Source organism: Pseudomonas reidholzensis (assembly GCF_900536025.1).
GTDB lineage: Bacteria > Pseudomonadota > Gammaproteobacteria > Pseudomonadales > Pseudomonadaceae > Aquipseudomonas > Aquipseudomonas reidholzensis.
In genome coordinates this window covers 165,609-178,904 of record NZ_UNOZ01000029.1, presented here as the reverse complement: position 1 = coordinate 178,904, position 13,296 = coordinate 165,609, and the positions used below count along the sequence as shown (strand labels likewise).

The following is a 13,296-nucleotide window of genomic DNA, read 5'->3' as shown; positions in this document are numbered from 1 at the left end:
GCCGAACGTTTCGTGCCTAACCCGTTCGACGCCAACGGCGGTCGTCTGTATCGCTCGGGCGACCTTGCCCGTTATGGCGGCGACGGGGTGATCGAGTACCTGGGGCGCATCGATCACCAGGTGAAGATCCGTGGTTTCCGCATCGAGTTGGGCGAGATCGAAGCGCGTCTGCAAGAGCAGGTCGGTGTGCGCCAAGGCGTTGTGCTGGCGCAGGAGGGGCCGAGTGGCAAGCAGTTGGTGGGTTACGTCGTGCCTGCCGCTGGCGAAGTCATGGACAGCTTTGAGGCCCAGGCGGGGCTTCGCGAGACCTTGCGTGCTTCGCTAAAGGCGAGCCTGCCTGAGTACATGGTGCCTACACACCTGCTGTTCCTGGCCGGTCTGCCGCTGACAGGCAACGGCAAGCTGGACCGCAAGGCCCTGCCGCAACCAGATGCGAGCTTGCTGCAAGGTGAGTACGTTGCGCCTAAGACCGAGCTTGAGCAGCAAATCGCGGCGATCTGGGCCGATGTGTTGAAGCAGGACACCGTCGGCCTGACAGACAACTTCTTCGAGTTGGGCGGACACTCGTTGCTGGCCGTTCAGGTGATTTCGCGCATCCGTCATAGCCTGGGGGTCGAGCTGCCGTTACGCAGACTGTTTGACGCTTCAGTGTTAGGTGATTTTGCCAAGTGTGCGGAGCAAGCTACCCAAGCGCAGGCATCTGTGATCGAGCGGGTTTCTCGGGATCAGCCACTGGCCCTTTCCTATGCCCAGCAGCGCCAATGGTTTCTGTGGCAATGGGAGTCGAAGAGTGCAACCTACAACATCCCTGCGGCGTTGCGGTTCAAAGGGCAATTGGATATTACTGCCCTGCAACAGAGTTTCGACGCGTTGATCGCCCGCCACGAAACGCTCAGGACTACTTTCCGACTGCACGGGGAGCGCGCGGTCCAACTGATTCTTCCACAGATGTATCTCGAACTGGCCGTCGAGGTCATCGAACAGACTGACCAGGTCAACCTGCGTGAACGCCTGCAGGATGAAGCCCAGCGACCATTTGACCTAGAGCAGGGCCCTCTCCTGAGAGTCCGCCTGCTGCGTCTTGCCGTAGATGATCACGTTCTGGTGCTTACTCTGCATCACATCGTTTCTGACGGCTGGTCGATGCCGGTGATGGTCAATGAGCTGGTACGACTCTATCAAGGCTATAGCCAGGGGCTCGAGGTTGAACTGCCGCCCTTGCCGATCCAGTACGCCGACTACGCGATCTGGCAGCGCAACTGGATGGAGGCCGGCGAGCAAGAGCGGCAACTGGCTTACTGGGCTGCGCAATTGGGCGATGCACACCCGGTGTTGGAACTGCCGATCGACCATCCACGCCCGGCCTTGGCCAGCCATCGCGGCGCACGCCAGACAATCAGCCTTGGTGAGCAACTGGTCAGAGCTTTGAAACAGTTGGCCCAGCAACAAGGCATGACCCCGTTCATGGTCCTGCTGGCCAGTTTCCAGGCCTTGTTGCATCGTTACTCGGGGCAAGCGGATATCCGTGTCGGCGTGCCGATCGCCAACCGCAATCGGGTCGAAACCGAAGGGCTGATCGGTTTCTTCGTCAACACCCAGGTGCTGCGCGCCGAGTTCGATCCGCAGATGACCTTCAGTGCGCTGCTGCAGCAGGTCAAACAGCGGGCGTTGGGCGCGCAAGCGCACCAAGACTTGCCGTTCGAGCAACTGGTCGAGGCGCTACAGGTGGAGCGTAACCTCAGCCACAGTCCGCTGTTCCAAGTGATGTACAACCATCAAACTCAGGCCATAGGCGAGCGCCGAAGCTTGCCGGGTCTGGAGATGGAGGAGCTGGCGTGGGACAGCCAGACCGCCAAGTTCGACCTGACCCTGGACACGTTCGAACACGAGCAGGGCATCAGCGCCGCGCTGACCTATGCCACTGACCTGTTCGATGCTTCAACCATTGAACGCATGGCGCGGCATTGGTTGAATTTACTGGAAGGTATTGCTCGCCAGCCTGAGCAGCGCGTCGCTGACTTACCGCTGTTGAGCGAGAACGAGCAGAACGCGATTCTGCAGGGCTGGAACCGTACCCAGGCGAGCTTCCCGGACGCGCGCAGCATCCATCAACTGATCGAGGCCCAAGTGGCCGCTGCGCCGGACGCGCCGGCGCTGGTCTTTGCTGAGCAGACACTGAGCTATGGCGAGTTGAACCGCCGGGCGAACCAACTGGCGCACAAGCTGGCTGAGCTGGGCGTGGGGCCGGATGTGCTGGTCGGCATCGCCATGGAGCGAAGTCTGGAGATGGTCGTTGGGCTGTTGGGGATTCTCAAGGCTGGCGGCGCCTATGTACCGTTGGACCCGGAGTACCCGCAGGATCGCCTCGCTTACATGTTCGAAGACAGCGGCATCACGCTGCTGCTGACCCAGGCGCACCTTCGCGATGCGCTGCCGATCCCCGCCGGTATTCACTGCCTTGAGCTGGACGAGCAGAACCTGGCCAGTTACAGCGAAGCCAACCCCGGCATCGAAATATCGCCGCAGAATCTCGCCTACGTGATCTACACCTCCGGTTCCACTGGCAAGCCGAAGGGCACGCTGCTGCCGCACCACAACGTGGTCCGGCTGTTTGCGGCGACTCAGGACTGGTTCCACTTCGACGCGAGCGACATATGGACGGTGTTCCATTCCTACGCGTTCGATTTCTCGGTGTGGGAGCTGTTCGGTGCGCTGGTGTATGGCGGCAAGGCGGTGATGGTGCCGAAGGACGTGGCGCGTTCCTCGGAAGATTTCCATGCGCTGTTGATCCGTGAGCAGGTGACGGTGCTGAACCAGACGCCATCGGCGTTCCGCCACCTCGTTCCGATCGCCTGCGAAGGCGCGCGCGACGGCAATCGCCTGGCGCTACGTCACGTAATCTTCGGCGGTGAAGCCCTGGATGTAGGCAGCCTCAAACCCTGGTTCGAGGTGTTCGGTGACGAGCAGCCACGCTTGATCAACATGTACGGGATCACCGAGACCACCGTGCACGTGACCTACCGACCCATCACCTTGGAAGATCTGCACAAAGGTGCCAGCAGCCCGATTGGCGAAGTGATCCCGGACTTGTCGTGGTACCTGCTCGATGGCGCGCTGAATCCGATCGTGCCAGGTACGCATGGCGAGTTAGCCATCGGTCAGGCAGGCCTTGCCCGCGGTTATCACGGTCGTCCGGGCCTGACCGCCGAACGTTTCGTGCCTAACCCGTTCGACGCCAACGGCGGTCGTCTGTATCGCTCGGGCGACCTTGCCCGTTATGGCGGCGACGGGGTGATCGAGTACCTGGGACGTATCGATCACCAGGTGAAGATCCGTGGTTTCCGCATCGAGTTGGGCGAGATCGAAGCGCGCCTGCAAGAGCAGGCCGGTGTGCGCCAAGGCGTGGTGCTGGCGCTGGATGGTCCGGGCGGTAAGCAATTGGTGGGTTATGTGGTGCCCGCTGACACTTCAATCATAGCCAGCTCCGAGGCCCAGGCTCGCGAGCGTGAAGCCCTGCGCAGTGCGCTGAAGACGACCTTGCCAGACTACATGGTGCCTGCGCACCTGCTGTTCTTGCCCGGTCTGCCGCTGACGGGCAACGGCAAGCTGGACCGCAAGGCTCTGCCGCAACCGGACGCGAGCCTGCTACAGGGTGATTACGTGGCACCGCAGACCGAGCTCGAGCAGCAGATCGCGGCGATCTGGGCCGACGTGTTGAAGCTAGATCGGATCGGTCTGAGCGACAACTTCTTCGAGCTTGGAGGGGATTCCATCGTCTCCCTGCAAGTGGTCGGTCGCGCGCGCCAGGCGGGAATCCAGTTCACGCCCAAAGAGCTGTTCCAGCACCAGACAGTGCAAGGTTTGGCCACGGTTGCTCGGAGAACGCTCGGTAGTAGTGTCGATCAAGGCCTGGTCAGCGGCGTGATGCCGCTGACACCGATACAGCAATGGTTCCTCGAGACTGACATTCCTGAGCGGGCACACTGGAACCAGTCCATTGTGCTAAAGCCGAACGAGCCATTGATAGCCGAGTTTCTGCACCAGGCACTGCGTGCACTGGTGGCGCATCACGATGCCCTGCGGCTGAGCTTTGACCTCAAGGATGGCTTGTGGAAGGCCGAGTTCCTGCCCGAGGTGCAGGGTGAGATCCTATGGAGTCGAGATTGTTCGGATACCGATGCGTTTTCTCAGATTGCCGATGAAGCCCAGCGCAGCCTTGACCTAACCCAGGGAACATTGATTCGCGCCGTGCTGGGGAGTTTCCCCGACGGTAGCCAGCGCCTGCTGTTAGTGGTCCATCATTTGGTGGTAGACGGTGTGTCATGGCGTTTATTGCTGGAAGACCTGCAACAGGCCTATCAAGCGCTGCGTAATCAGCAGCCGGTAGGGTTGCCTGCCAAGAGTAGTGCCTACAAAGCCTGGGCGGAACATTTGCAGACGTATGCGGCCAGTTCCGGACTGCAGAGCGAACTGAACTACTGGAAAGCCGAGTTAGAGGGCGCCAGCGATGCCTTGCCGTGTGCCAATGAGCAAGGCGGCAACCAACAGCAGCATGCCGCTTCGGTCAGTACGCGGCTGGATCGCGAAACCACACGCAAACTGCTGCAAGAAGCACCGGTGGCCTACCGGACACAGATCAACGACCTGCTATTGACTGGTCTGGCGCGGGTGATCGGTCGTTGGACCGGGCGCTCGGACGTGCTGATCCGTCTTGAAGGGCATGGCCGTGAAGACCTGTTCGACGATATCGACCTGAGCCGCACCGTGGGCTGGTTCACCAGCATGTATCCGGTAAGACTGAGTCCGCAGCAAGGGCTGGCCAATTCGATCAAGACGGTAAAGGAGCAGTTGCGGGCAATCCCCAATAAAGGCTTGGGTTATGGCCTGCTGCGCTATCTGGGCAATGCCCATGCGCGCGGGACCCTGATGGCGCTGCCGCAGGGCGAGATCGTATTCAACTATCTCGGGCAGTTCGATGGCAGTTTCGATGAGCAGGCAGGGTTATTTGCGCCTGCCAAAGAAGCTGGTGGTGCGACCAAGCACCGTGATGCTCCGCTAGACAGTCAGGTTTCGCTGAATGGTCAGGTATATGGGGGCGAGCTGAAGCTTGGCTGGACTTTCAGTGCGCTACGCTACGATGTAGCGGTCATGCAGCGCCTTGCCGACGACTATGCCAAAGAACTGGAGGCGCTGATTGCACATTGCTGTGAACCGCAGAATCGTGGTGTCACGCCCTCTGATTTCCCCTTGGCTCGACTGAGCCAGGAACAACTTGAAAGCTTGCCAGCCCCCGCAGCGCAGATTGCTGATATCTATCCGCTGTCGTCGATGCAGCAAGGCATGTTGTTCCATACCTTGCATGGCTCGGAAGACGCCTTGTATATCAACCAGACTTCAGTAGAAGTCCAAGGGCTGGAGATCGAGCGGTTCATCGCTGCCTGGGAGCATGTCATCACATGCCACGATATTCTGCGGACGGGCTTCTGGTCGTCGGCCCAGTTGCTGGAGCCGCTGCAACTGGTATATCGAAAGGTCAAATTGCCGGTCATCGTGCATGACTGGCGAAATCGTCAGGTGAATGCTGAGGCCTTGCAGGCTTTGGCCGCGGATGATGCAGCAGCAGGGTTCGACCTGGCGGCTGCTCCGATGATGCGACTGACCCTGGTGCGGCTTGACGATGATCGTTTGCACCTTCTCTGGACTCGTCATCACATTCTAATGGATGGCTGGAGCAATTCCCGCCTGCTTGGCGAGGTGTTGCAGACTTATCATGGTCGTCCATCTGCCCCGCTGTCTGCGCGTTTTGGCGACTATATTCGTTGGCTGGGCGAACAGCCTCAGGCAGCACTGGAGCACTTCTGGAAGAGCAAGCTTTGCGCATTGGAAAGCCCTACGCTGCTCGCCGGCAATGGGTTGCAGCAGCTCGATCAGCAACAGGACGGACACGCTGCGCTGTATCTGCTCTGGGACGCTCCGCGTACCCAGCGGTTGCGCGAACAAGCGCAGCGTCTGCGGGTGACGGCCAACACCTTGATTCAGGCGACCTGGCTGTTGCTCCTGCAGCGCTACACGGGCCAGTCCACTGTCTGCTTCGGGGCCACCGTGGCTGGCCGCCCGGCTGGTTTGGTGGGGGCGGATGAAATGCTCGGGCTGTTCATCAACACCCTGCCGGTCGTCCAGACGCCGCAGCCTCAACAAATCATCGGTGACTGGCTGCAAGAGCTGCAAGCCTACAACCTGGAACTGCGTGACCATGAGCATGCCGCGCTGGCCGATGTTCAACGGTGGGCGGGGCAACCAGGGCAGGCGCTGTTCGACAGCATCGTGGTGTTCGAGAACTACCCGGTGGATGAGCGCCTTCAGGAAGCCGGTGGAGGGACGCTGCAGTTTGGTGAGGTCAGCAACCGTGACGTGACCAACTACGCCATGGACCTGGCGGTGCATCTGGGCGAAACGCTGTCAGTGGAGTTCCTCTACCTGCGCAACCGCTTTACCGACGCTAGAACCGAGACCATCCGTGGCAGCTTCGAACGCTTGCTAGATGCCATGCTCGACGATCCCCACGCCACTCTCGGTAGCCTGCAAATGCTCACCCCTGAGCAAGCCCGGCAAGCTAACCAGCGTAATCAATTGGAGCCCTGCGAGCAGCGCGGAACGCTTCTGGCGCAGCGCATTGCCAAGCATGCTCTGGTTCGCCCCGATGCGCTGGCGGTCATCTGTGGGGGTGAACAGTTGAGCTACGCCGCGTTGGAGCAGCGTGCCAATCGCCTGGCCCATCATCTGATCAGCCTAGGTGCACGGCCGGAGGTAACGGTCGGCATAGCCTTGGAGCGATCTGTAGAGGTGATCGTGGCCTTCTTTGCGGTGATGAAAACGGGTGCTGCCTACGTGCCGCTGGACATCGACTACCCACAGGATCGGCTGCAGTGGATCATTGAGGATTCGGCCATCAACCTGCTGCTTACCAGCAGTACCCTGCGCCAGCGTTTCCCCGAAGTGGAGCACTGCGTTGAGCTTGACCGCCTGATGTTGACGGACCTGTCGGCCGACGCGCCGCAGGTCAAAATGCAGGACGACAACCTCGCCTACCTGATTTATACCTCCGGCTCGACCGGCAAACCGAAAGGTGTAGCGGTAAGCCACGGCCAAATCAGTATGCATTGCCAGGCTATCGCCCAGCTCTACGAGATGGACGCGGCTACCCGCGAGCTGCTGTTCATGTCGTTTGCCTTCGACGGTGCACAGGAGCGCTGGTTGTCGACGCTATCGTCGGGCGGGTGCCTGGTAGTGCGCGATAACCGCTTGTGGAGCGCAGAAGAAACCTGGCAGACGCTACATGCTCAACGCATCGATATCGCCTGCTTCCCGCCGGCATACCTACAACAGTTGGCCGAATTTGCCGAAACTCAGCAGCAGCCTGCACCAGCGGTACGGATCTACTGTTTTGGCGGTGATGCGGTGCCTGATGCGCTGTTCGAGCTGGTTAAGCGGACACTACGTCCCCAGTACCTGACGAATGGGTACGGGCCTACCGAAACGGTAGTCACGCCGTTGCTGTGGAAGGTCTCGGCGCGGCAGTCATGTGAAGCGGTATACGCGCCAATCGGTGAACGGGTTGGTCAGCGCACACTGCATGTCCTCGACCAAGACCTCAACCCGGTGCCCGATGGTGTTGCGGGGGAGCTGTACATCGGCGGCGAGGGAGTGGCGCGCGGTTATCATCAACGTGCGGCGCTCACGGGGGAGCGATTCGTGGCCGATCCATTTGGCCAGGGCACTCGCCTTTACCGAACTGGGGACCGCGTATGCCGGCGTACCGATGGGGTGATCGACTTCATCGGCCGGTTGGATAACCAGCTTAAAATTCGTGGCTTCCGAATCGAGCCCGGTGAAATCGAAGCGCGCCTACGCAATCTGCCCGATGTCAGGGATGCGGTCGTGGTCTCCCGGGATGCTCTCAGCGGTAAACAGTTGGTCGGCTACGTGGTCACTAGCTCTTCGGCCAGTACTGCTGCGATGTTGCGTGACGCTTTGCGCGCAGAACTCCCGGATTACATGATCCCTGCACATTTGGTGCTGCTGCCGGCTATGCCGCTCACGCCAAACGGCAAGATCGATCGTCAAGCATTGCCTGCTCCGGAGTTTTCTGGATTGCAGCAGCGCGTGGCCCCACGCAATGATGTCGAGCAGGCCTTGGCGGACATCTGGCAGGAAGTGCTGGGCGTGCAAGTAGTGGGTGTCGACGATAACTTCTTTGAACTGGGTGGCGATTCCCTGAGAGTGCTGAAGATGCTCTCCAAGGTGCGCGCCCGTCGTGATCTGTCTATCGAGTTGAAAATGCGCGATGTGATGGCCAAGCCGACTATCGGCGAGCTGTCGGGCTACTCAGCCGCCGAGGGAAGCCTCGATCCGCTGTTACTGCTCAACTCTCGGGTTGCCGACGTCCAACCCTTGTTCTGCCTGCATGCCGGCTTTGGTACGGTGTTCGACTACGAACCACTTGCGCGTCGCCTGGATGGCCGCTGCAGTGTTTACGGGGTGCAATGTCGTATGTTGCTTGATCGCGCGTGGGAAGACGACTCGCTGCAGTCGATGGCTGTCGACTATGCGCAGTACATCCGTCAGAAGCAGCCCGAAGGGCCTTACCGGCTGGCAGGCTGGTCTCTGGGAGGCACGCTTGCGGTATTGGTGGCCCAAGAGCTGGAAAGTCATGGGCAGCAGGTGTCGCTACTGGGTTTGGTGGACAGCTTCATACCGACCGACGAGTCACCCATTGAGTCCTTTGACTGGAGCAGCGACTTGGGCGGTTTCCTTGGCGTGCTGTTGGGGGCTGGCAAAGAGCGCCTTGCGCTGCCTTACGTCCCGGCTGGTATTGAACAACCTGTGCTGGAACAGTTGATCGAGCAGGTGCGTTCGGACCTGGAGCCAGGGTCGAGCTTCGCTACAGTTGACAGTGGAGAGCTTGCTCACACCTTTATCGTGGCCATGCGGCTCAAAGCGCTGTCGGAGCAATTATTGGCGCTGCCAGCAACAGAGGTAGCCGCATCATGTTGGTGGGCAGGCAATGGTGCTGAGGCCTGGATCAAGGGGAGCAAAGTAGACAGAGCCGTTGCTGCTGATCACTACAGCATCCTCAAACACCCTGATGTCATCGACGGATTGGTCGGAGAGCTGTGTTTAGGCGATTTGGTAACTGACTGAGATCCATTCAATTCACTGCCTGTATCGGGGTAGTTGTTGCGATGACCTGCGGCGTCCAGTGTGACAATGGACTCCGCAGGTTTTTCGTGGGTTTTGCCAGCGTAGTCCTGCTTTGATTGAAACCCCTAGAGCCTTGAATCTGTTGCACAAGCGGGCGCGACGATCATCGCAGATGATCAACACCGGCAGCATCTAAATCAGCTCGTTCAAGCTATTTTTAAACTGCGTCTTCGATCAAGCTAGCGAAGGTTGCTTTGCAGCCTTTCGCGACGTAAACCAGCTGCTGCGTTTAGATACGTGACGTTTGAGGCCGCGTCTCCGAGTTTGTGGTTTTCAAAGATGAACCCAGGTGAGGCCACACTGAAAGGGTTGATTCTTACCGCGTGTTTTGGCCTTAAAAGTAAACGGCGTTGTCCTTTCGAATAACGCCGTACGGTAGGTCGTGGTTTCGCGTCAGGCGGGCAGGCCTGTAACGTGATGACTTAAAAATCGTAACGCAGGTTCATGGTGGCATTACGTGGGTCACCGTAGTGACCGACACTGCCGCCAATCCCCGAATAATATTTCTCGTCGAAGATGTTGTTCAGATTCAGCGTGGCTGCCAGTTTATCCGTCACTTGGTAGCGCGCCATCACGCTTGCCACGCTGTAGTCGTCTTGAGTGGCTCTGGCATTGAGGCTGCTGAAGTAGAGGGAGGTGCTGGAATTCCAGGACACCCCACCGCCCACAGTCAGCTTGTTCCAGTCGCCGGGCAGCCGATACGTATTCCAAAATCGGAAAGTGTCCATTGAAAGCTGAGTCAGCTGGCGCACGCCATCAGCATCTTCAGTACGCGCATGGCTATAACCGGCCTGCACCTGCCAGCCAGGCAGGACCTCACCCGAGATCTCCATGTCAATACCTTTGGTCTCGGTGCCCTTGGCTGCCTTGTAGGCGGATTCATCGAGTGTGCCATCGACAATCGCATCACCGTCCTGCACCGCCAGGTTGTCCCGCTTAATCAGGAACAACGCGGTATTCGCATTCAGACGGCCGCCATAGAACTCGCCTTTCCAGCCAACTTCATAGTTGCTGCCCACGACCGGCTCAAGGATGGCACCGCTGCGATTACGTTGTGATTGCGGCTTGAAGATATCGGTGTAGCTGGCATAGACCGATTGCTCTGGAGTCAGGTCGTAGGTGATGCCGGCGTACGGAGTGACTTCGCCGCGCTCATGCATGCTGGTGTATTGCGGCGCGTAATAGTAGTTGTAGTCATAGTCGGACGTGCGGGCACCGACAATGACATTCAGATCATCCATGATATTGAATTTGAACGCCGCATAGCTACCGCGTTGGCGGCTTTTGATGTTGAAGATCTCACCGATCTCGCCGGTTTCGGTAGGCCGTGGCAGGTAGTTATCCCATTCATAGAAATTGACCGAAGTTACGCCGATGTCATAACCGGTGTGGTCATTTTTGTAATCTTGGTAGTTGAAGCCGGTTATGAACTCATGCGTTCGCCCAAATAGGGAGAAAGGGCCCTGCAATGTCAGGTCCAGACCCCGTTGCGTTTGTTCGGCTACCGCGTTGTAGCGAAGCATACGGGCGGCTCCCGTTTCTTCGTTTATCCAGGCACGGCCTGACGAGGTCTGATAGGACCCGTTGTAGTTTTCGCGGTCGGAATCCATGTAGTTCGCGGCCAGCTTGAGTTGCCAGTCATTGGCGAACTTATGTTCGGCAGCCATGAAGTAGTTGGTGGTTTCCAATTCATCGTACATCCACCGAGCACCGGAGCTGGTCGATCGAGAGAAATCGGTCTGCTTGCCGTTGGTGAAGAGCAATGGCACGCCAGGGGACCCGGTGCCCTTGAACTTTTGGTAGTCGACCCCAAACCGCACCAGTGTGCTGTCGCTCAGGTCGGCTTCCAACACGCCATAGAGAATATCTTTATCCTGCTTGTACCAGTCCCTGAAGCTGCCGTTCTTTTGTTTGGCCGCCACCAAGCGCCCACGCACCGAGCCATCGTCGTTTAGCGGACCAGACACATCGGCCTCACTGCGATAGAAATCCCAAGAGCCGACGCTGCCCTGTATATGTGATTGGAACTCGCGCGTCGGGCGCTTGCGGATGAGGTTTACTACACCACCAGGTTCGCCTGCGCCGGTCATAAGCCCAGTTGCGCCGCGGACGACTTCGACCCGGTCGTACAACGTCATGTCGAGCAAGGTGCTAGGCATGTTCCGCGTTTGGTTTTCTTGGGTCGTGGTAACACCGTCGAGCTGGTAAGTGTTGATGGCACTACCGCGTGAGTAGATGTTGTAGCGCAGACCACCATCCTGAGACATGGTGATGCCGGGCGTCTGGTTGAGCACATCGGTCACGCTGTTGAGCTGTTGATCGTCCATTCGCTGGCGGGTGATGACACTGACCGATTGTGGGGTTTCACGAATCGAGAGGTTCATCTTGGTGGCGGTATTGGTCGAGCCGGTTGTGTAGGAGCCGGTTCCTTCGGTCGTTGCTCCCAAACCCACGCTGTTCACATTGGTCGCGGAAAGCTCCACTTGGCCGTCCCCCGCGGCCGCCCCTGTCACAGTTACAGTATTGCCATCGATCTGATACCGCAGCCCGGTCCCTTGTAAAAGCACACGCAGAGACGACTGCAAGTCATGACGCCCCTTTACTGCTGTAGAGCGCAAGCCGCCGATGTCTTCGGGGCTATACAGCAACTGCGTATCGGTTTGCTTTGCCAACGCCTGCAACGCCGAGTTCAGCGACTGTGCAGGAATATCCAGGGTCCATTCCTGCGCCTGCACTTGTGCAGCCACCGCCATGGACAGCGCCAGGCCCAGGCCGACTTTCGACAGGGCGCGTTGCGGGCGCATCGCGTGGCGGATCAGCAGGGCTTTGGCCAAGGGGTGGAGCACGCTGTGATGCGGGAGAGACATGATTATTTTCTCGTTGGCAGAGGTGTTTTTTTCTATGTGATCTATAAGACGCAACAAGGCTTGAAAACCGGAACGATTCCCATTGACTAAAAAGTTGCAGCGCCCCCAGGCGACGCTCGACCAGCTGTAACTTTCAATCCTGAGGGGTGCCTCTGGTCACAGTTCGCGGGCGACCCGGAAGCCGAGGAAATCACCGCGGGTGGTTTTCAAGCGGTCGTTGCGGTTGCCCGAGCGGGAGAAGATCGGTGGCTCGCCCCAGTCGTTGCCGCGCATGTGCGCGCGGATGCATTGCGGGTCCTGGATCCAGGCGCTGCCATCGGTCGGGGCGCCGTCGTAGCTCTCGTGGTAGCAGTCGGCAACCCACTCGTAGACGTTGCCGTGCATGTCGTACATGCCAAAGGCGTTGGGCGGGTAGCTGCCCACTGGCGCGGTGAAGGTGTAGCCATCGCGTGGGCCGTAGGTGTTGGCGTGCTGGGTTATCTCGTACTTGCCGGGCGCGTCGAACGGGAACGGGAAGGGGCCGCTGGAGCCTGCGCGTGCGGCGTATTCGCGCTCGGCTTCGCTGACCATGCGGTAGGGCTTGCCGGTGTGCTTGGCGAGCCACACGGTGTAGGCCTGGACTTCGTCGTAGTCGACGCACACCGCTGGCTGGCGGGCGCTTTGCTTGTAGGTGGGTTTGCTGGCTTCGCACCAGCGGCCTGGGCGGTCGTCGCCGCTCTTGATGACGGTGCCGGTGGCCTTGATATAAGCGTCCAGTTCGCCGGCGGTGACGGTGTAGCGGCTCATGGCGAACGGCTTGTTGAAGGTCACGGTGTGCAGCGGGCCTTCGTCGGGCTGGCGGCCGGGCTCGTCATCCGGGGCGCCCATGACGTAGCTGCCGGCAGGCAGTACGACCATCTCGGGGCAGTCCTTGCAGTCCTGGAATACCTCACCGGGCTTGGCCGCGTGGGCGTAGGCGCTGAGGAGCAGCAGGCAGGTGATTTGCGCTGGGCGGTAGAGCCAAGCTGATGCGTTCATCGGTGGTCCTCGAAACAGGTGAATGCACGCGGCTAAGGGCCGGTGCTTCGCAGTTCAGACGAGTCGAGGCGGTGAAAAATTAACCAGTGACTGGGTCACGGATCGTGATTGATCCTGAAAAACGGCGCTCTGCTGAGGGGAACGCCGTTTT

General features: G+C 59.3%; 3 protein-coding genes. 1 reads left to right on the top strand and 2 read right to left on the bottom strand.

The window, feature by feature from the left end; genetic code table 11:
* The coding region (locus CCOS865_RS19560; RefSeq protein ID WP_119143860.1) for a non-ribosomal peptide synthetase at positions 1 to 9,201 on the top strand (9,201 nt) is incomplete at its 5' end.
* Positions 9,202 to 9,683: 482 nt separating this feature from the next.
* Here CCOS865_RS19560 and CCOS865_RS19555 read toward each other — a convergent pair.
* Positions 9,684 to 12,128 carry a TonB-dependent siderophore receptor gene (locus CCOS865_RS19555; RefSeq protein WP_119143858.1) on the bottom strand — a complete coding sequence of 815 codons (2,445 nt, stop codon included), beginning with the start codon at positions 12,126 to 12,128 and terminating at the stop codon, positions 9,684 to 9,686.
* A 156-nt stretch (positions 12,129 to 12,284) separates the two neighbouring features.
* Positions 12,285 to 13,145, bottom strand: coding sequence for a dihydropyoverdine dehydrogenase (gene pvdO, locus CCOS865_RS19550; RefSeq protein WP_208644554.1), 861 nt, complete (start codon positions 13,143 to 13,145; stop codon positions 12,285 to 12,287).
* Positions 13,146 to 13,296: the final 151 nt, after the last annotated feature.